The sequence below is a fragment of the Mycobacterium sp. genome (assembly GCF_025965855.1).
In the GTDB taxonomy this organism is placed as follows: Bacteria; Actinomycetota; Actinomycetes; order Mycobacteriales; family Mycobacteriaceae; genus Mycobacterium.
Window position 1 is genome coordinate 26,634 of sequence record NZ_JAOPWB010000323.1, and the last position, 19,401, is coordinate 46,034.

The window sequence follows — 19,401 nt, forward strand, 5'->3', positions numbered from 1 at the left end:
TGGATGCTGCATGTGGTCACAATGTCTCAGGGACTAAACCGAGTTCCCCATGGAGGTGCGATGCAGCAGCTGACCGGTTTAGATGCCGCGTTTTTGACGCTCGACTCGCCCACGGCGTACGGGCACGTGGGCAGCGTGTCCGTCCTCGATCCGCCGGCGGGCGGCGAGGCCCTCACGCTTGAGCGGCTGACCGAACTCATCGAGTCCCGCTTGCATCTAGTCCCGCCGTTTCGCCGCCGATTGGTGGAGGTGCCTTTTGGGCTGGATCAGCCGTACTGGATCGAGGACCCCGATTTCGACATCGAGTTTCATGTCCGCGAACTCGCGTTGCCCGCCCCAGGGGATGATCGGCAGCTGGCGGTCCAGGCTGCCCGGCTGCACGCGCGGCCGCTGGACCGCCGCCGCCCGCTCTGGGAGACCTACCTCATCCACGGCCTGCAGAGCGGCCGGCAAGCCCTTTACACGAAGGTGCACCACGCGGCCATCGACGGGGTGTCGGGAAACGACTTGCTCGCAGCGCTGATGGACACCTCGCCAGAGCCGCGCGACACCGGCGAGCCAGACTCGTGGCGTCCGGAAACCCAGCCCGGCGCCGCGAAGCTGCTGGTGCGCAGTGCTGCGTCGCTGGCAACCAATCCGGTTCGGGCCGTGCGGGTCTCGGCGGGAATCGTGCGTTCATTGCCAGCCCTTGTTACGAGTCCCGCGCGTCCCTGGCTGCCGCTCATCGACCGGTATGTGTTGCGCCGTGACCGCGGCGTCATCTTGTCGGCGCCGCCGTTGATAGCGCCCGCAACGCCGTTCAACAAGAACATCGGCCCGCATCGGCGCTGGGCCTTCGCCAGCCTCCCGCTTGGGCAGGTCAAGGAGATCAAGAACGCCGCAGGCGTCACAGTCAACGACGTCGTGATGGCGCTGTGCGCCGGCGCGCTGCGCATCTGGCTACAAAAACACGATGCCCTGCCCGACGGACCGTTGTTGGCCGCCGTTCCGGTGTCCATCCGCACCGAAGAGCAAAAGGGCGCCCACGGCAACCGGGTCTCGTCCGTCATCGCGGCGCTACCCACCAATTTGGCGGACCCGGCCGGGCGGCTGGCAGCTGCGCACGAGGCGATGCGCGCGGCCAAGGAGCAGCACAACGCACTGCCCGCCGAGCTACTCACCGACATTGCGCAGTTCTCCATGCCGGCGTTGGCGAATCAGGCCAACCGGCTGGCCACCCGACTGCGGCTACTGGAGCGGGTCCCGCCGTTCAATCTGATCATTTCCAACGTTCCCGGGCCGACCGTGGATCTTTACCTGTGCGGCGCGCGGCTCGACGGCATCTACCCGCTCTCGGCGATCGCCGACGGACAGGGGCTCAACCTGACTGTCTTAGGGTCCAAAGGCAAGCTCAACTTCGGCGCACTGGCCGACCGCGACCTGGTGCCCGATGTCGAGATGATCATCGACGCGCTAAAAGACGAAATCGCCACACTGTCTGACGCTTTCGGGGTCGGCTGATGTCGAGTCCGAGGCCGCGGCCGCACATACCTACCGGCCCCACCGGGGTGACCGCTCCCCCGTCGTGGCTCTACCTGACAGACCCCGCCCGTGCGGCGGCCGAATACGGGTGGCTGATTGCCGCGCTGCCGCTCAGGCAGCTGCTGCCTACTGGCGACGGGCACCCGGTTCTGGTGTTGCCGGGTCTGCTGGCCGACGACGGGTCCACCTGGACGCTGCGGCGCATCCTGCGCGACCTGGGCTACCGGGTGCACGGCTGGCGGCTGGGTCGCAACCTCGGTCCGACAGCTGCGACGGTTACCGGGCTACAGACCCGCCTGCTCGACCTGCGGTCGCGATACGACTCTGCGGTGAGTGTGATCGGCTGGAGCCTCGGCGGCATCTACGCTCGCACTCTGGCCCGTGACGCTCCAACTGCGGTGCGCCAGGTGATCACGCTGGGCAGCCCGATTCGCCTCGCCCACGAAAGCCAGTCCCGCGCCGGTCGCGCCTTCGACCGCTACGCCCATTTACATGTCGTGCCAAGGGAGCTGCCGCTGGAGTCAGGCCTCGATGCCCTGCCGGTGCCGGCTACCTCCATCTACTCCCGATACGACGGCATCGTCGCCTGGCAGGCCTGCCTCGACCTGCCGTCTACGCGGGCCGAGAACATCGCAGTGGTCTGCAGCCATTTGGGGTTCGGTCACCACCCGGCGGTAATCTGGGCCGTCGCCGACCGGCTGGCACAGCCGCTGGGCCAGTGGGCGCCATTCCGGGCGCCAGCCGCGCTGCGGCCGCTATATCCCGCGGCCGACTCACCACCCCAGCGGGCTCCGCGATCCCACCACAGAAGGGCTCAGTGAGCTTTCATCATCAGTAGTTACCTTTCGGGCAGTCGCCTCTCGCGGTTATCTCTGCTGGGTCGCGGCCGGTGAAGGCGATGAGCCGCTCGAGCGGGCTGGCGTTGGCGGGCACTGGCACGGGTGGATCGAATCCAGCGGTGATGCGACTTTGTGGAGTGAGGGTCTGCCGCGCCAGGGCGAGGACGTGAGCGGCGTGGGTGTCGGAGACATCAAGAGGACAGTGTAATGCCATGGCGAAATCCCAGCCGTGGACGACGAGTTCGAGAGACAGGATGCCGAGCGCAAGGTCAGCGGGCAGTGTTCGTCCGCTGAAAACGACGTCACCGGCCAACCCGCGGCGACACCATTCCGCCAGGATGGGCTGCGTAAGTTGCTGCATGCGTTGGTCTATGGAGCCGTAGGTGGGTACGACGGGTGGAATACCGGCGGCGGCAGCGAGGCGGGAGATCGTGTCGATGAGATGGTCGGCCAGGGCCTGCACATCCCAGTCGTCACACGGCGTGGGGCGGTGCATGTCGTCGGGGCCGATCGTCTGGACGACATGCTGCAACACGACCAATGCCTGTCCGGCACTGGCGAATTCATCCACGGTGTCTCCTGATCGTGCGGCGCACGACGTCAAACGCGGCGATCACGTGCCGCCATCGGCTCGTAGGGCGGATAGTCGATGTATCCATGGGGGCCGGGTGTGTAGTGCAAGGCGCGGTCGGATCGTCGGATCGGCGCTAGGGCGGCAAAGCGTGACGGTAGGTCGGGGTTGGCGATGAACGTTTCGCCGAATGCGACGAGATCGACCAGACCGTCATCGATGAGCTGGTTTCCGCGTTCGCGCGTCATTCCGACGTTGGCGATAATGGTGCCGCGGTAGCGGGGCCGGAAGTGCTTGAACATGCCGTCGCCCTGCAGATCTGAGAGCGGACTACCGCTGAGATCGGCCATCGCGCCCATCAATAGTAAGTGCGCTAGCGAATATTCGTTGAGCCGCTCGATCACGTACTCGCTGGTCTCCAGAGTGTCGGCCGTCGAGACGAACTCGCCGCGCTCACCCCACGCCGGCCCGGCCTTGACCCCCACCTTGCTGATGTCGATGCGTGCGCCGACGGCGTCAAGTACGTCGAACAAAAGGCGTGCCCGGTTTGCGATCGAACCGCCGTAGTCGTCGGTGCGGACATTGGTGCGTGGGTTGAGGAACTGGCTGATCAGATAGTTGAACCCCGCCTGAAGTTGCACACCATCGAACCCGGCCCGTACGGCGTTCGCTGCAGCCGTTGCGAAGTCGTTGATCGTCCTGCGGATGTCGTCCTGCGTCATCGCTCTGGGAGTCACAGTCGGCTGGTTGCCCGACGAGGTTGGCGAGCGCAGCCTAGGGTTGACCGCCGACGGGGCCAACGGTGGTGTGCCAGAGAAGAAATCGGGATGCGATAACGAGCCGGTGTGCCAGAGTTGCGCGAAGATGACACCGCCCGCACGGTGCACGGCCTCGGTCACTCCGGACCAGCCACGGACCTGGGCGTCGGTGAACAATCCAGGAACGTCGTTCCAGCCGACGGCGTCGCGACTGACCCACGTGCCCTCGGTGATGATCAGCCCGGCCGACGCGCGCTGGGCGTAGTACTGCGCGTGCAGTTCCGTCGGCACCAAGTCGGGATTGGTTGCGCGGCTTCGTGTCATAGGCGCCATGACGACGCGATTGGCGAACGGGGAGTCACCTGCGCGGTAGGGCCACAACAGTGGCTGTGCCCCGTTGTGCTCTGGCGGCGTGCTCAAGAGGCTGCCTCCTCTACGGTGTCGCTGCGGGCGTGCATTCTGAAAAAGCCCGCGAGATCTTCAATCGCTAGCGCCGACTCCGGTATTCCCGCCGATATGAAGACCGGCCATACGTGAATTCCATGCGCCCACGGCTGGAAGGTCGTGTCGACGCCGGCCGCCACGGCTGCATCACAGATACGGGTCGCGTTGTCGAACAAGATCTCGTTCTCGCCCACCTGGATCAGCAGCGGCGGGAGACCGTGTAGATCGGCAAACACTGACGAGCAGCGAGGATCTGCCGGGTCGGCGCCGTCGAGGTATTCGGATGCCATCGATTCCAGTGTTTCGCGAGTAACGAACGGGTCGATTTCTTTGCGCAGTTCCAACGAGGGTCCGGAGAAGGTCAGATCGGCGAACGGCGAGATCACCGCAACACAGGAAGGCAGCGGCAGGTTCTCGTCACGGGCGGCCGTGGCGACGGCTATGGCTAGGTTGCCGCCGGCGGAATCTCCGAGCACAGCGAGGGTCTCAGGATTTTCTCCCCCATCGCGGACGGTGAACCGGTAGGCCGCCAGGCAATCCTCAAAGGCGGCGGGAAAGCGATGGTCGGGAGCCAAGCGGTAGTCGACCACATGCACTCTGGCATGTGCGGCAAGCGCCACGGCGCCAGCCAGCGGCAGGTATCGATCGGGCGGCGAGCCGCTGATGTAGCCACCCCCGTGGTAGTAGACGACAGTGCGCTTGGGCTTGCCGACCAGTGGTTCGAGGGTGATCGTAGGAACACCGCCCAAGCTGTTGGAGTAGCCGGAAATCCCTTCCAGCGCTTGGCGGTCATTGAACCTCCGAATGCTCTCGGTGTCGTCGTCGGCGGGCCTGTTGCGCAGGTAGCGGGTGAATGCCTGCAGCAGCAGGGACGGCTTAGCTAGTTGCTCGACCGTTGATGGTGCCCTATTGGCGTCCTCAGCTGCGGTCATGGCGCCTTTCTGGTAGTGCATTCATCGGTAAAGTGCGGCAGCCCCCAGCCAGAGCGCTCCGGGATTGAGCCGGTCAGGGAAGCGTTCGACCATGGCGTTGAAAAAGCCCAGCGCTGTGGTGTGCTGCGACAGCAACTCGTCGGCGCTGTTGAGGTATTCCCGTGTCTCGGAGATAGCACGTGTGCCGGTGTCGTCGAGATCTTTGTTCTTGTGTCCGGCTACGATCCATCGCGGGTTGAGGCTTTCGACGATGCCGATGGCCGAACGCCACTTGTCGCGGCCACCGTCGGCCGATTCTGCCAGGTATAGGTGGACACCGTTGTAGACGGTGTCACCAGCTACGACGAGGTCCAGGTTCGGCACGTGCAGCACACTTGTCGCATCGGTGTCAGTATGGCCGACTTCGACAACGTCGAGCGGCCGGCCTTCCAACTGAATTCGGTTGTTCTCCGGTGGCACAGCCGTGACGGTGGTCTCGGGAATTTGGCCAGGGAACAGCCTGTCCCACACGGCGTCGCGCATCGCAACATTTCGGTGCATCTGGTCGATGGTGCCTGGGCTGGCGACGATTTGAGCGCCGAACTTGTCGACGAACATGCCTGCGGTGAACCAATGGTCGCCGTGTCCATGAGTGACGAAAATGTGAGTGAGGTTCTTGTTGCTGGCCTGGACCCAGTCGATTACAGCCTGCGCCTGCTCGCGGGTGAACGGCGGGTCGACCAGAACCGCATCATCGTGACCGTGAATCAGGGTGGTCGACAGTGGTGACCACATGGGACGGTCCCCATTTGGGAGCAGCTGGGTCACGTTTTGCGGGATGGGGTCCGCGACAAAGATGTCATAGCCGAGGTGGGTCGACATTTCGGTCCTGCCTTTCAATTTTTCGATGAGCTGGTGGGGGCCGGCTTGGAAGGCCGGTTTTCCCGGATCCAGCGTTTCTCCTCGTCTGAGCCGCTGTCGGGTGGGCGCATGCCCTGAATCGTCCACTGATTTCGCGGTGTGTCGTCGATGTGAATCTCCCAGTCCAGTCCGCGGTCGCGTACGAAGGGGTGGATGGACTTGTTGATGAATTTCAGCAGCCCTTCCCTCAATTCGGCTGGCATCGCATAAGCGATGTGGTCGATGGAGAAGCGCACGAAGTCGTTGCGCGGCACGCCTCCAACGAACAGCGAATCCTTGGGCAGATCGTGAAAGGCGACCACGACATAGAAACGGGGCATCGCCATCTCAGGAAGCCCGCCGGCTTCCGGAGCGTAAATATCAGTGATGGCTTCGGCGAAGGCCCGCTTCTGCTCGCTTGAATAGGTGCCTTCCGTGCAATACACATTCCACAGCGGCATATCTCCTCCTACCTATTAGGTGGAGCCGCTCACCGGCTCCGGCGCGCTGGCTTGCTGGTTTCGCGACACCACCAAGTGCTCGACGAACCAGTCTCGAGCCGGTGGTCCGGTCTGTTCGAAAAATGTTGTGTACGCATCGAAATGGCCGCCATCGTAGGTGAGCAGCTTCTTAGGTTCGGGAGCTGTTTGGTAGACCTGCATCTGAACTTCGGTGAAGGTGCATACGTCGTGTTCGGCGATGATCATCAGCAGCGGCTTGGGTGCCACATAGGGAAGCCAGCCCGCAGGCTCGAACTCGGTGAAATTCTCCAGTGAGCGAAGCGTTGTCTGGTTGTTCCAGATCCCTGATTCTATTGCTTCGCGGTACTCCTCGGGAAACTGCCGCGGGAAGGCACATAGTTCGCCGGGGTCTTCGGAGAACATCGGCACCATCATCGGTGGCTCGCCGGCCAGGCGGGCGCGCCGGTCAGCGGCGGCTCGGCGGCGGATCTCGTGTAGCTCCTCGGTGGTAAACAGCTTGACCGCATTGCGGTGACCGCTGACGTTGGGAATCTGCGCGACCACGCACCGTACACGCGGGTCATTGGCGGCGGTGACGATCGCCAATCCCCCCGAGAAGCTTGACCCCCACACGCCGAATCCTTGTTGGGCGTCGAACTCCGGTTGCGATTCGGCAAAGGTGATGGCGTCACGCAAGTCGGTCAGCTGTTTGAACACGTTCAACTCCTGCCGTGGTTCGCCCTCGGAGGTGCCCCAGCCGCGGTTGTCGTAATTGAGCACAGCAAAACCCGCCCGGGCGAATAACGCAGCGAACTGGTCAATGTGTGGCTTCACTCCCCCGAAGCCAGGGCACATGACAATCCCGGGGTGGGCGTCGCTGTCCGGCGAGTGCAGGTATGCCCGCAGGATGATGCCGTCTTCGGTAGGAATCTTCGCTCGCCGCATAATCGTTCGCTTTCGACTGGGTGACGGTGGCGTCTCATGCCCCCTTTCGGGAGAACCATGAATTTGCGGAGAAGTGCAATGTCCAGCTATTGCCAAAGTCGGGGTACTTCGACTTCATCAGCCCGACCAGTTCCTCTGCGCTGTTGAGGCTTTGCGCACCCTCGGCGAAATCGCTGATGTAAGTGCGTGTTTCGTCGAGCATCCGACCAACTTCCCGGTCGGAGGACTCAGGCTTCTTATGGCCGCAGACGATCATCTGGGGGGAAAGTTTCTCAACGGCGTCCACACTCTGAATCCAGCGCTCCCATCCGCGCGGGCCACTTAGGCCGAGCATCGCGTGAATCTGGTTGTAGACGACGTCGCCTGCGACAACCGTGTCGATCGCCGGGATGTGGACGACGGTACTGGGACGGATATCACCCTGGCCCACTTCGACGATCTGAAGCTCCTGCCCTTCCAGCTCCAGAGTCAACCCATCTAGCGCCTCGGGAACTGCGGTTGGCTTGACGACTCGATCACCAAACATCGCCGACCACTGCTCGGCCTGAATCTCGGCCTCGTCGTTGATGTATTGCAGGACCGGCGCAGTAGCCACTACCCGTGCCCCCGGGAATTTCGCCGACAGCTCGCCGGCGCCATACCAGTGATCGGCGTGTCCATGGGTCACGTAGATCGTCGTCAGCCGCCGGCCCGTCCGCTCGATCAGGTCACCCAGGGCCGTCACGTCGGAGCGGATGTGCTGGGCGTCAATCAGCACCGCTTCCGACGCGCCGAAAACAAGCGTGGACGTGGTCGCCGCGAACGTCCCCTTCCCCCGCTCGAATGGTAGGAATGGGCCGATAAACACCTCAGCGCGAAGATTAGCCGCGCCAGCCAAAGGAGAACTCATCACTTCCACTCCTCTCACGACGTGCCGATAGTCAAAACGATGACGAGCCAGTTCTTTTGACGATTGCCGCGTCCGGTTTGCTCGCTCACCTCGGCGATTTCGCCTTTCGAGGTCGCTGCGCGGTGGGCCAACAAGATGCCTGAAACCGACCCTCGCATGTCGCAACGTGGCGGTCGATCACCTATTCAGGTGAGCCGCTCGCTGAGCTTCCGAACACGACTGCCGGTGGTTGTCCGTCGCGCACTCAACCGAATAGGTGACGGGATCGGCGTCAGGAAGCGAAGTCGATCAGATACTTGACGAGGTCTCGATCGAGTATGCCGGGGACTTTTGAGCCTCTGAGTTCCGGGAACTGACTGAAGAAAGCCGTAGGTTCATCGAGATCAATGCGAACCTGTTCGCCCTCGTTCTGCGAAATACAGACACGCACTGGCGCTCCCAGTCCGGCGGTCGCCCCGTACCGGAAAAGCCCGTTGACGATGACGGCATTACCGATCAAATAGAATCTGCAATCAATCGGAATACCGGCCAGCCTCTGCGTTGATCCTTGGTCGAGTTTGAAGAAGATCGAAAACTCGTGGTCTCCGGAGAGTTCTTCGAAGTACGCGCGGATGCCAGCTTGGTCACCCGCCGCAGTCATGTCAGCCAACCTTTGCAGATCAACCATCTTGAAGAGGCTTTCCAGTGCGTCCGTGACTTCGGCAAACGACTTTTTGGAGCGGATCGTGATGAGCTTGCACGTAAATTCGGTCTCCGCCACTTGCGGTTCCAACTTGGCTCCCTTCATCAGGTCTAGAGGCATCAACGTCGGCCTCAGCAGCCGCGTCCAGTACGAGCTGATGCGGATTGGCCCTCGTGGTAGTCCTTCCCGACGAGGTGGCTGCGCACAGCCGGACGCCGACAGGCATTATTCTGCGGCAATTAGCATGTCGTGCTGCCTGTCGGCGATCAATCATGCGTTTAGGTGAGCACCTCGGCGCTGATGGCGGCGCATGACAGTCACATTCCACGGCAGGATCAAGAGCCACGCGTGAACAGATCTCCTGCTTCTTCCCGATGCGCTGCTACGCCGACACGACTACACCGTCGATATCCTCCGCGCCGCGTCCACCCGTGGGCGGCCCGCTACCAGCGGGCTGGAGAACCCCCTACTCGCCGCGATCGACTGGCCGGCATCACACTCCGCTGAGCCAACCCGAGCCCGGTCACCTGAATAGGTGACGGATCGCCACCTCGCGTCCTGACATCTTCGATGTTCAAGCAACGTTCATCTGCGACCACCGCCGAACGGACAAGGGCGATCCCGATGCCACCTCGCCACCCACCCTCGGATGACGGCATGACAGCGTCGCGGCCCCAAGACGACGACGCACGCTGTAGCGGGGCAGGGTTCGGCCCATCGCCAGCCCGCGCTGAGCCAGGCGCTGATGGTCCGCCTGCGCGGATACGGGTCGCTCGAGACCCTCGCCGCGGGCGACCTGCTGTATCAGCCCGGCGATGACCGCTACGACCTCATCGTCATCGAATCAGGTCGAGTCGACTTGCTCTGCGACGACATCTCCGATTAGACACCCGGAGAGAGCATCCACACCAACATGTCGGCCTACCTCGTGGACCGCATCGTCAGCCATCCCGCCATCACCGTCGCTACACACACCGAAGTCACCGCCGTAGACGGCACCGAGCGCCTGGAATCGGTCACCATTACCCACCGCCCCGACGGCGCGACCACCCGCTGACCAGCGCGGGGCTGTTTTGCTTCATCGGTGCGCTGCCCGACACGATGTGGCTGCCGAACATCGCCACCGATAAAGCAGGCTTCATTCGCACCGATACCCAGCTCGACCATGACCTCGGACCGCGCTGGGACACGCTGCGCCGCAGGCCCCTGCCCTTCGAGACCTCTGTTCCAGGCGTGTTCGCCGGGGGCGACGTCCGGCTCGGTTCGATGAAGCGCGTGGCCGCGGCGATGGGCGAAGGAGCAGCCGCGGTCGCTTCTGTGCACGCCAAGCTCGCCCTGCCCGATGCCGGCTAATGAACGCGCCCGCCGCCTACGACGCACCGCAGCGAGTCAGCGGCCGGTGAACGTCGCGTGCCCGGGACCCGACGTCAAGAAGCTGCGGATCCCGCCGCGAGCGTCGTCGGTGTCGAACAGACCGACCGCCGCATCGGCCAGCAGCGCGTCGGCACCTGCGACGCCGCCTGCGGTATAGGAGCGGGTGAGTTCCTTGACCACCGCAAACGCACGCGTCGGTCCGGTGGCCAGCCGGCTACCGAATTTCTGCGCAGCGCTGTGCAACTCATCGGCGGCAAGCACCCGATCAATCACTCCCCACGCCTCGAACTCCTCCGCGGTGTGCAACTCCCCGCCCAGCGCGACCGAGCGCGCGCGTCCAAGGCCGGCCCGCGTGGCGATCCGCTCGATACCGCCGGCCAGCGGAACAATGCCCAGCCGGGTCTCGGGCAGACCCAGCATGGTGCCTTCGGCCGCCCAGATCAGATCGCAGAACAGGGCCAGCTCAAAGCCGCCCGCCATGCACGTCCCGTGGACTGCGGCCAGTGTCGGAAACGGCAGCCGCTCGATGCGATGCCCCAGATCCAAGAATGAGCCGATCAGCGGACGCAGCTGGTGTGCAGTCATCCCCGCAAACAGGGCGACATCTGCTCCCGCACTGAAGACCTTGCCCTCGCCGCGCAGCATCAATGCCCGCAGCCCCTCCGCGGCTTCAACCTGGTCGAGTGCAGCTAGAAGATCGGAAATCAGCTGCTGGCCAATCAGATTCAGTGGTGGGCTAGCCAGCGTCACCGTACCCAGCGGGCCGTCGCGGGTGAAAAGAACCTTCGGCGTCGAGCTATTCACTCGTCATTCCTTCCCGCCCGTGGCGGATGGCACAGTCTGAGCCAGCTCACGGCGCACCGCGGCAACTAGCTCGACGTTGGTATGCGCGTGCCCCCACAACCCCCAACCGCCGTCGTTCGCTCCGGTAAGCAGCACCCAGATCCGCTCGGGTGCGGGTGGATTACCCGGCGCGCCGGCGATCAGCTCGGTGAAACGAGCCACCACGGCGATCTGCTTGCTGCGATCCAGCGCGCCGGCATCGGTCAGCACCTGCACGCGCACGTAATCCGAACCGCCGTCCACGTTGGCGATCGCGTCGGCGGGAATTTCGTGAATGAACGCAGCGGTGTTCTGGCGGAACATCGGAATATCGGGTACTTCCTCGATCACCATCAGCGCACCCGCCAGGCGGCGGGCCAACAGGTGCTTGTCCTCGAACGCACCCGCGGGCGCGTACACGTCGATCATCGGCATCGTGTCACTCCCTCTTCCTGCTCGGCAGACACTGCTGCCGCGCCAACCAGCCCCGGAACACGAGTATCGGTCGGTGGCATTTGGCGTTCACTCACCCGAAAAGGTGACCAGAGACGCGCAGACGCCTCACCCAAATGGGTGACGGAGCGCGAGCTCAATCCGTGCCATGTTGGGTGGCGAACACGGCGCCACCCATCGCACAGGGGCAACGATCATGACCACATCAACGACACCGACGATCGTTCTGGTGCATGGCGCGTTCGCCGACGGGTCCGGGTTCGGCGCCGTGATCCGCGAGCTACAAAGCGCTGGGCACACTGTCATAGCGGCGCCCAATCCCCTGCGCAGCCTTGCCTTCGACGCCGCAGCCGTCGCAGCATTCGTCGCCGCACTCGACGCTCCGGTGGTGCTCGTCGGGCATTCCTACGGCGGTGCTGTCATAACGCAGGCCTCGGCCAAGCTGGACAACGTCACCGCGCTGGTCTATCTGGCCGCGTTCGGGCTCGAGGAGGGTGAAAACTGCGCCAGCGTGCAACAACCCTTCCCGCCGTCGCTGCTGGCAAGCACTTCCTATCCCACCGGCTACGACGCGCCGGACGCACCGCAGGGGCCCGACCTCTACATCGCTAAGGAGCGGTTCCGCGAAACCTTCTGCGCCGACGTGCCCGTCGACGTCGCCGAGGTCATGTTCGCCACCCAGCGGCCGTTGTCGCTGGCCGCGCTGACCGAGAACGCCACCGCGGCCGGCTGGAAGACCAAGCCATCGTGGTATCTGGTGTCCGAGCGCGACAATGCCATCCCGCCCGACGCCGAGCGGTTCATGGCCGAACGCATGGGCGCCACCACCAAGTCCATCGCCGGCTCGCACACCGCCCTCATCGCCCAACCGGTGGCGGTGGCCGGCTTCATCGCCGACGCACTCGCCACGGGGTCCACCGCATGAGTCTGGCCGTCACCTACCGCCGCCCCGGCGATCCCGCAGAGGTGCTCGAGCCCACCGATATTGGCGAACCTCCACCACCCGGGCTCGGTCAGCTGCAAGTAGAAATCACCGCGTTCCCGATCCATCCTGGTGACCTGCTCGCCATATCCGCCTCATCAGCCTTGGCCGGCGAGCAGATCGCGGGCATCGAAGCAACCGGGGTGGTCCTCGACGTTGGCGCCGGGGTGAGCGATTTCACCCCCGGTAGCCGGGTCAGCTTCTTCCCTCACTCTGGGGCGTGGTGCCAGGTCGTCAATGTCGACGCCGCGATCGCGGTCCCCGTGGCCGACTCGGTGCCCGACGAGGTGGCCGCCCAAATGCTGTGCAACCCAATCACCGCGCTGATGCTGCGCCGCGCCGCACAGCAACACTTCGGCGTCGGATTCGACGGGGTGGTGCTCAACAACGCCGCAGCTTCGTCGGTGGGCCGACTGTTCACCGCTATTACCGAACGCCACCAAATCGCCACGGTCAGCATTGTGCGCAGCGAGGCGCGAGCCCAGCAGCTACGGGACCGGTTCCCCACGGTGCCAGTGGTTTCCACCGCCGACCCGGCCTGGATCGAACAGGTGCACACAGCCGCCCGCGGCCGACCCATACCGGTCGCCCTGGACCCCGTCGGCGGCACCATGGCGGGTGACCTCCTGTCGGTGCTCTCGCCCGGCGGCACCCTGATCATCTACGGCGCACTGGCCCACGAGCCGATTCCGTTGCACGCCGCCGCGGTCCTGCACTCGGCGCTGGGGATCCGCGGGCTGACGATCAATCGGTGGCTCACTGCCGTATCAGCCGTGCAACGCGCCTCCGATGTGGCCAGTGCGGTTACGATTACAACGGGCATGCCGCAGCACTTTGACGTCGCAGCCATTTACCCGCTCGACCGAATTTCCGACGCGGTGCGCCACGTCTCCGAGCCCGGCAAGGTCGGGACGGTGGTGGTCAAACCATGACAACACCCGAGCACGCGCAGCCGCGTGCGCGCGCCACCAAAACGTGGTGTGGCGCAGACGTTCTCGCGTTACTGCTCGAAGGGAGCATCACCATGTTCAATAACGTGGGATTCATTGGCTCGGGCCCCATCGCAGAGGCGTTGGCGCATCACTTGGTCGCCGCCCAAATACCGGTGTATCTCAGCAACAGCCGCGGCCCCGACAGCCTGATCGACCTGGTGGCTGACCTCGGTGATCCGGCGCAAGCCGCGACCGTTGAGCAGGCGGCCAGCGCCGATTTGGTGATCTTGGCCTTGCCGTTTCTGCGCGTGCCGGAACTTGTCGACGTGGTGGCGGATTGGAGCGGGCGGGTCGTGGTCGACGCCACCAACCAGTTCGCCGAATACACACCGGTTTACCGCGGCTATGTCGACCTGGGCGAGGAAACCGGCAGCGAATGGGTTGCCCGTCATCTGCCCGGTGCAACGATCATCAAGGCGTTCAACGCGATGTCCGCCAGTTACGTCGCGGCTGATCCGCGCCACGCCGACGGCCGCCAAGTCGTGTTCTACGCCGGCGACGACAACACCGCCCGCGCAGATTTCGACCAGCTGATCAGCAAACTCGGCTTCGCGCCGGTCTACGTGGGCGGCCTGCGCGAGGGCGGCAAATTGATGCAACTCGGGGAGCCTCTGAGCCTCCTCCACGTCATCAAACAGGTCTAACCCCGACCACCGCATATCGAAAGGCCATCATGCATAAACTCCAGATCACCGCAATCGGCGAACCTGCCGACGTTCTGGAACTCGTCGAATTCCAGGTGCCCGCACCCGGTCCCGGCCAGGTGCTCGTCGAGGTTGAGGCCGCCACCATCAACGCCTCGGACTTCCTCTACATCAGCGGCCAGTACTTCATCACCCCGCAGCCCCCATCCGACGTCGGCGCCGAAGGCGCCGGCCGGGTCCTGGCCGTCGGCCCCGGCGAGAACGAGTCGCTGGTTGGTGCGCGGGTGCTGCTCCTACCGACGTACCGGCACGGCACTTGGGCCACCCATTTGATCGCCGACACGACCGATATCGTTGTCGTGCCCGACGATATCGACACCATTCAGCTGGCGATGGTGGGGATCAACCCGATGACGGCCCTACTGCTGCTGCGTAACTACGGCGATCCGTCGATGCCCGACCGCTGGATAGGCCAGACGGCGGGCAACTCGGCGGTCGGAGAGTACCTGATCAAGCTGGCGAAGCGGTTCGGGTGGAAAACCGTGAGCGTGGTCCGCCGCAAGGCCGCGGCCGAGCTGGTCCGCAGCTGGGGTGGGGATCGCGTCGTCATCGACGATGAGAATTTGGAATCCAATCTGGCCGAGTCACTGAGCGATGCCGAGCTCGACATCGTCGTCGACTCCGTCGGGGGCCGCGCGGCGCGGCAGCTCGCCCACCACCTGCGCTTCGGGGGCACACTGGTCTCTTATGCGGCTTTGTCGGGGCAAAGCGCCTCGGTGTCCGTGCTTGAGCTGATTGGCAGCCACGTGAACTGGACGGGATTCTGGGAAATCAACTGGCTACGCCGCACCGACGTCGAGGTGGTGCACAGCGCTTATCGCGAGTTGGTGGCGCTGGTTGCCGACGGCACGCTGAGCGCACGAGTCGCACGCACGATGCGGCTGGAGGACTGGAAAGACGCGATAAGCCTCGCCCAAAGCGACAAGGGTCGGGAGGGCAAGGTCGTGTTCGTGATCGACGAACAACACAGGACATAGCCCATGACAGACGACCTGCTTGAGCTAGCCATTGCCACCATCGGTGGGCGCGAGCTGTGGAAAGCACTGCGCGGCTTACGGATTGACATCTCTATCGGCGGACCGATTTGGGCGATGAAGGGTTGGCCGCCGGAGAAGACGTTCGACCAGATCCTCACGCTGGACACCGTCAAGGAGCACATCGTCTTCACTCCTTTTACCCGCCCCGATCAGCAGATGGTGTTCGACGCCTCCACCGACAGTGTCACCATGGAAACCCTGGACGGCCAACCGGTCGACAAACTCGAACCCGCCCGCGCTGGATTCATAGGCATGCTGCGCAACAGCGCCTGGGACGCGGCGCATTTGGGCTACTTCCTGGGCTACGCCTGCTGGAACTACTTCACCACCCCGTTCCTGTTCAGCTATCCCGGCGTGGAGGCCCGCGAGATCGAACCCTGGCACGAAGCCGGGCAGACTTGGCGGCGGCTGCGTGTCCGCTTCCCGGATTCGATCGCCACCCACAACCCAGATCAGGTGTTCTTCTTCGATTCCCAAGGCCTGCAACGGCGCATGGACTACATCGTCGAAATCAACGGCAGCACCCTCGTCGGCCACTACACCAGCCGCTATAAGAGCTTCGGCGGCCTGCAGATAGCCACCCGCCGGCGAGTCTTCCGCCGCAACCCCGACAACACCGTCAATCTCAATCTGCCGTCGATCACCCTCGACATCCACGACGTCGAACTCGTTAGCCGCGACGAAAAGGTGCAGCCATGACGACCACCACCATCGCCATCGACCACCCCTGCCGGCGCCTGGTGGTCGCGCTGCCAGGATCGTACGACGAGGCGCGCGAGCAATACGAAACCCTGGTTCCCGAGGCTGATTCCACGCGTTTCTACCAGATGGCGTCCTGGCAGGCCACGCTGGAGCTGGCCGAAATCAATGCGCCTCACGGATTCATGCGCTACGCCCGCATGGACGTCACCGCACTGATGGCGTCGTCGCCGTCGTTTTGGAAAGCCACCCAATACCTCATGGGCAACCACACCATCGCCGAACGTATGTTCCGCCACGACCCGTCGGTCATGCTGCACGCGCCACTGCGCACCTTGCTGTACGCCGACGCCAACGGCGACACCAAGTTCGCGGTCGACCAACCCAGCCTGCTGTTCGACAGCTACGACAACCCCGACATCGCCGCCGTCGGGCTCGAACTCGACGGGTTGATCACAAAACTCATCGACCTGCTCGGCGGGGAGGTCCCTTCACAGCTCGCCGCTCAAAGCCGCCAGCAAATACGATCATGAGGCCGCGGTTATGACTCCCACTCCCAGTTACCTGATCACCGGCGCCGGCGGCGGTGTCGGGGGGGTCAGCCGGCTAGTCGTGGAGCAACTTCTCAGCCATGGCGCGGCCGTGCGGGCGATGGTGCACCGCGACGACTCGCGCGCCGACGCGCTGCGCGCACTGGGAGCTGACGTGATCGTTGGAGATCTGACCAACCCGGTGGATGTCAGTGCGGCGATGTTTGGCATCGGCCGGATGTTTTTCAACATGAGCGTCTCGGCGGCCTATTTGGAAGCCACTGCCGTGGTGTGCGCGGCCGCCGACGACGGCGACGGCCTGGAAGTGCTGGTCAACATGTCACAAATGACGGTCTCGCAGATGACCGCAACTAGCACCGAGGAATCCCGCCAACAACGCCTGCACTGGCTGGCCGAGCACGTCATCGGCTGGTCGGGCTTGCCCGCAGTGCAGATCAGGCCGACCGTCTTCCTCGATAACCCGCTGTTCACCGTGCTGGCAGCCCGCTCAATCCGCGAGAACGGGCAGTTGGCTTTGCCGTTCGGAAGCGGCCGCACCTCCCCTATCGCGGCGACGGATGTGGCCGCCGTCGTCGCCACCGTGCTCCGTGCGCCGCAGGACCACGTCGGTGCGGTCTACGAATTGACCGGCCCGGCAGCGCTGGACATCGATGAATTGGCCGAGCAGTATGCGAAAGCCCTTGACCGGCCGATCACCGCGGTTCGGCTGCCCTACGACGAATGGCTTGAGCATCTCACCCAGGCAGGCCTCGACCCGCACACCCAACAGCACATCGCCACCATGGCCAGGCTGCATCGCGACGACCGCTACAACCGCTTAACCCATGATGTCGAAGACCTCACCGGCCGCCCACCACAATCGGTGCAGGAATACATCCGACAGCGACGAGAACTGTTCACGTGACTGACGCGCACAACCACGTCAACGTCCCGGTCAATACCAAGACTCGACCGTTGCTGACGCCAGCGCTGATGGTGCGCTTGCGCGCGTACGGATCGGCCGAGACGGTCGCTGCCGGCGACCTCATCTATCAGCTCGGCGACGACAGCTACGACCTGATCCTGATCGAAACCGGTCGCGTTGATCTGCTCTGCGACCCAGCGACCGGCCAAGCGCCGTCCCTCATCGCAGAGATGCGGCCCGGTGATTTTCTCGGTGAGATCAGCCTGTTCACCGGGGAACGCATGTTCATCACCGCGTGCGCCCGCGAACCCGCCACGATCTACCGCATCGGCGCGGAAGCCTTCCGGCAGTTGATGGCCCAAGACGCCGAGCTGTCCGATCTCATCCTGACCGCGTTGTATCGTCGCCGCGGACTGCTTAAGGGCGCGCTCGCTGGCACGATCGAGATTGTCGGGCAACAGAATTCAGCCGCGGCGTTGGCGCTGGTGGCTTACGCCGAACGAATGGAACTGCCGCACAAGTGGACCGACGCGGAGACGCCCCGCGGGGCATCGTTGGGCAGAAGCCTCGAACTCCAACCGGCTGACCTGCCCACGGTGCTGTTGCCCGACGCGGTCCTTGTGAACGCCACTCCGTCACAGCTGGCCAGACACCTGGCGCTATCCCCGTCCCGGAGCGCCACGAAGACCACCGACCTGGTGGTGATCGGCGGCGGGCCAGCCGGTTTGGCCGCGACCGTTTACGGCGCCTCCGAAGGCCTGCAGACGATCATGCTGGACGCTGTCGCCCCCGGAGGCCAGGCCGCCGCAACCTCGCGGATCGAGAACTATCCGGGGTTCCCCAACGGACTCAGCGGCGCCGACCTCGTTCGCCGTGCGGCCATCCAGGCGCTGAAATTCGGGGCGCACCTATATGCCCCCTACCGGGTGGTGGCGCTCAACGCCCAACGGGGCGAGCCGATCGAGCTGACCCTCGACGATCAATCCCGCATCATCGCCCGCGCAATCATCCTGGCCACCGGCGCCCACTACAAGACGTTACCGCTGCCACGCTGGACCGAGTTCGAAGGCTGCGGAATCTACTACGCCGCAACCGAATTAGAGGCACAGCGCTGCGCGCAATCACCTGTGGCAATCATCGGTGGGGCGAATTCGGCCGGACAGGCGGCACTGTTTCTCGCCGAACGTTGCGCACACGTCACGCTGATACTGCGAGGACAAAGCATCGATACCAACATGTCGGCTTATCTTGTCGACCGCGTGGTCAACCACCCCGCGATCACGATCGTTACCGAAGCAGAAGTCACCGAACTACACGGCGCCGACTGCCTCGCATCCCTCACGATGACGAAGCGCCCGACCGGCACCGCCAGCACTATCGAGTGCGGTGCGCTGTTCTGCTTTATCGGTGCGCTGCCCGACACGAGTTGGCTGCCGCACATCAGCACCGACGAGGACGGCTTTATTTACACCGACACCCGGATCCGCAACGACCTTGGGCCGCAATGGGAATCACTTGCACGGCAGCCGCTGCCATTCGAGACCTCAATTCCGGGAGTCTTCGCCGTGGGCGACGTCCGTAATGGATCAATGAAACGTGTCGCCGCCGCGATCGGCGAAGGAGCAAGCGCGGTAGCCTCCGTTCACATAGTCCTCAATCCGGGAGGTAAATCGTGACGCCCATGTCTACAGACCCCGATCTGACGGCGATCCAACCCGTCAGTCCTCGCACCCCGAACGGCTGCGAAGAGTGCCTGGAACTCGGCACGCGATGGGTGCATCTTCGGTTGTGCCTGACGTGCGGGCACGTCGGCTGTTGCGACTCGTCGCCGATGCGGCACGCCAGCAGCCACGCCCGCACCGTCGGGCACCCCATCGCGCAATCCATGGAGCCAGGCGAATCCTGGCGCTGGTGTTATGTCCACGAGAACTACGTCTGAGCCCTGCCGGTAATCGAGGATCC

General features: G+C 64.0%; 24 protein-coding genes. 14 read left to right on the plus strand and 10 right to left on the minus strand.

Going from position 1 to position 19,401, the window contains the following annotated elements:
- Nucleotides 1-60 precede the first annotated feature (60 nt).
- Nucleotides 61-1,500: a wax ester/triacylglycerol synthase family O-acyltransferase gene (locus JWP83_RS27880; protein WP_297738070.1), complete on the plus strand. Its 1,440-nt coding sequence runs from the start codon at nucleotides 61-63 to the stop codon at nucleotides 1,498-1,500.
- On the plus strand, nucleotides 1,500-2,342 hold the full coding sequence (locus tag JWP83_RS27885; protein ID WP_297738072.1) for an alpha/beta hydrolase: 843 nt from the start codon (nucleotides 1,500-1,502) through the stop codon (nucleotides 2,340-2,342). The genes JWP83_RS27880 and JWP83_RS27885 overlap by 1 nt, the downstream gene beginning before the upstream one ends.
- Nucleotides 2,343-2,352: 10 nt before the next feature.
- On the opposite strand, the gene JWP83_RS27890 is transcribed toward JWP83_RS27885, so the two are convergent.
- From JWP83_RS27890 to JWP83_RS27925, 8 genes are all read right to left on the minus strand, one after another.
- Entirely contained in the window at nucleotides 2,353-2,931 is a 579-nt protein-coding gene (locus tag JWP83_RS27890; RefSeq protein ID WP_297738074.1) for a TIGR03086 family metal-binding protein, read from the minus strand.
- A 29-nt stretch (nucleotides 2,932-2,960) separates the two neighbouring features.
- Nucleotides 2,961-4,109: an alkene reductase gene (locus JWP83_RS27895; RefSeq protein WP_367185684.1), complete on the minus strand. Its 1,149-nt coding sequence runs from the start codon at nucleotides 4,107-4,109 to the stop codon at nucleotides 2,961-2,963.
- Complete coding sequence (locus JWP83_RS27900; protein WP_297738076.1) at nucleotides 4,106-5,086, minus strand: alpha/beta hydrolase; 981 nt, start codon at nucleotides 5,084-5,086, stop codon at nucleotides 4,106-4,108. Before JWP83_RS27900 ends, JWP83_RS27895 begins: the two co-directional genes overlap by 4 nt.
- Nucleotides 5,087-5,926 carry an MBL fold metallo-hydrolase gene (locus JWP83_RS27905; protein ID WP_297738077.1) on the minus strand — a complete coding sequence of 280 codons (840 nt, stop codon included), beginning with the start codon at nucleotides 5,924-5,926 and terminating at the stop codon, nucleotides 5,087-5,089.
- Nucleotides 5,927-5,940: 14 nt separating this feature from the next.
- Nucleotides 5,941-6,405 (minus strand): tautomerase family protein, encoded by a 465-nt coding sequence (locus JWP83_RS27910; protein ID WP_297738080.1) that lies wholly within the window; start codon nucleotides 6,403-6,405, stop codon nucleotides 5,941-5,943.
- Between the two features lie 15 nt (nucleotides 6,406-6,420).
- Nucleotides 6,421-7,446, minus strand: coding sequence for an alpha/beta fold hydrolase (locus JWP83_RS27915; RefSeq protein ID WP_297738082.1), 1,026 nt, complete (start codon nucleotides 7,444-7,446; stop codon nucleotides 6,421-6,423).
- On the minus strand, nucleotides 7,385-8,239 hold the full coding sequence (locus tag JWP83_RS27920) for an MBL fold metallo-hydrolase (protein WP_297738084.1): 855 nt from the start codon (nucleotides 8,237-8,239) through the stop codon (nucleotides 7,385-7,387). The genes JWP83_RS27915 and JWP83_RS27920 overlap by 62 nt, the downstream gene beginning before the upstream one ends.
- Before the next feature lie 271 nt (nucleotides 8,240-8,510).
- Entirely contained in the window at nucleotides 8,511-8,999 is a 489-nt protein-coding gene (locus tag JWP83_RS27925) for a hypothetical protein (protein WP_297738086.1), read from the minus strand.
- A gap of 667 nt (nucleotides 9,000-9,666) precedes the next feature.
- Between JWP83_RS27925 and JWP83_RS27930 the strand changes: the two genes are divergently transcribed.
- Genes JWP83_RS27930 through JWP83_RS27940 form a run of 3 tightly spaced genes read left to right on the plus strand, consistent with a single transcriptional unit; the run spans nucleotide 9,667 to nucleotide 10,274 of the window.
- Nucleotides 9,667-9,807 (plus strand): hypothetical protein, encoded by a 141-nt coding sequence (locus tag JWP83_RS27930; protein ID WP_297738088.1) that lies wholly within the window; start codon nucleotides 9,667-9,669, stop codon nucleotides 9,805-9,807.
- 27 nt (nucleotides 9,808-9,834) lie between these two features.
- Nucleotides 9,835-9,978: a hypothetical protein gene (locus JWP83_RS27935; protein ID WP_297738090.1), complete on the plus strand. Its 144-nt coding sequence runs from the start codon at nucleotides 9,835-9,837 to the stop codon at nucleotides 9,976-9,978.
- Between the two features lie 44 nt (nucleotides 9,979-10,022).
- Nucleotides 10,023-10,274, plus strand: a complete 252-nt coding sequence (locus JWP83_RS27940; protein ID WP_297738092.1) for a hypothetical protein — start codon at nucleotides 10,023-10,025, stop codon at nucleotides 10,272-10,274.
- A gap of 36 nt (nucleotides 10,275-10,310) precedes the next feature.
- Here the strand turns inward: JWP83_RS27940 and JWP83_RS27945 are convergent, their stop codons facing one another.
- Together JWP83_RS27945 and JWP83_RS27950 are read right to left on the minus strand one after the other, a co-directional pair.
- The gene (locus tag JWP83_RS27945; RefSeq protein ID WP_297738094.1) at nucleotides 10,311-11,099 is read right to left on the minus strand and encodes an enoyl-CoA hydratase/isomerase family protein; all 789 of its coding nucleotides are present in this window, start codon (nucleotides 11,097-11,099) and stop codon (nucleotides 10,311-10,313) included.
- A 3-nt stretch (nucleotides 11,100-11,102) separates the two neighbouring features.
- Nucleotides 11,103-11,552 (minus strand): hypothetical protein, encoded by a 450-nt coding sequence (locus JWP83_RS27950; RefSeq protein ID WP_297738096.1) that lies wholly within the window; start codon nucleotides 11,550-11,552, stop codon nucleotides 11,103-11,105.
- 214 nt (nucleotides 11,553-11,766) lie between these two features.
- Between JWP83_RS27950 and JWP83_RS27955 the strand changes: the two genes are divergently transcribed.
- From JWP83_RS27955 to JWP83_RS27995, 9 genes are read left to right on the plus strand one after another with little or no spacing between them, the layout of a single operon-like run.
- Nucleotides 11,767-12,495 (plus strand): alpha/beta hydrolase, encoded by a 729-nt coding sequence (locus JWP83_RS27955; RefSeq protein ID WP_297738099.1) that lies wholly within the window; start codon nucleotides 11,767-11,769, stop codon nucleotides 12,493-12,495.
- The gene (locus tag JWP83_RS27960; RefSeq protein WP_297738101.1) at nucleotides 12,492-13,484 is read left to right on the plus strand and encodes a zinc-binding dehydrogenase; all 993 of its coding nucleotides are present in this window, start codon (nucleotides 12,492-12,494) and stop codon (nucleotides 13,482-13,484) included. Before JWP83_RS27955 ends, JWP83_RS27960 begins: the two co-directional genes overlap by 4 nt.
- On the plus strand, nucleotides 13,481-14,188 hold the full coding sequence (locus JWP83_RS27965; protein WP_297738102.1) for an NAD(P)-binding domain-containing protein: 708 nt from the start codon (nucleotides 13,481-13,483) through the stop codon (nucleotides 14,186-14,188). Before JWP83_RS27960 ends, JWP83_RS27965 begins: the two co-directional genes overlap by 4 nt.
- Before the next feature lie 29 nt (nucleotides 14,189-14,217).
- On the plus strand, nucleotides 14,218-15,225 hold the full coding sequence (locus JWP83_RS27970) for a zinc-dependent alcohol dehydrogenase family protein (RefSeq protein ID WP_297738103.1): 1,008 nt from the start codon (nucleotides 14,218-14,220) through the stop codon (nucleotides 15,223-15,225).
- Between the two features lie 3 nt (nucleotides 15,226-15,228).
- Nucleotides 15,229-15,984: a hypothetical protein gene (locus JWP83_RS27975; RefSeq protein ID WP_297738104.1), complete on the plus strand. Its 756-nt coding sequence runs from the start codon at nucleotides 15,229-15,231 to the stop codon at nucleotides 15,982-15,984.
- A complete protein-coding gene (locus JWP83_RS27980) occupies nucleotides 15,981-16,517 on the plus strand; it encodes a DUF302 domain-containing protein (RefSeq protein ID WP_297738105.1) in 537 nt (178 codons plus the stop codon). Before JWP83_RS27975 ends, JWP83_RS27980 begins: the two co-directional genes overlap by 4 nt.
- 10 nt (nucleotides 16,518-16,527) lie before the next feature.
- A complete protein-coding gene (locus JWP83_RS27985; protein WP_297738107.1) occupies nucleotides 16,528-17,439 on the plus strand; it encodes an NAD(P)H-binding protein in 912 nt (303 codons plus the stop codon).
- Nucleotides 17,436-19,115, plus strand: a complete 1,680-nt coding sequence (locus tag JWP83_RS27990; RefSeq protein ID WP_297738109.1) for an FAD-dependent oxidoreductase — start codon at nucleotides 17,436-17,438, stop codon at nucleotides 19,113-19,115. The genes JWP83_RS27985 and JWP83_RS27990 overlap by 4 nt, the downstream gene beginning before the upstream one ends.
- On the plus strand, nucleotides 19,112-19,378 hold the full coding sequence (locus JWP83_RS27995; protein WP_297738111.1) for a UBP-type zinc finger domain-containing protein: 267 nt from the start codon (nucleotides 19,112-19,114) through the stop codon (nucleotides 19,376-19,378). Before JWP83_RS27990 ends, JWP83_RS27995 begins: the two co-directional genes overlap by 4 nt.
- Nucleotides 19,379-19,401 lie beyond the last annotated feature (23 nt).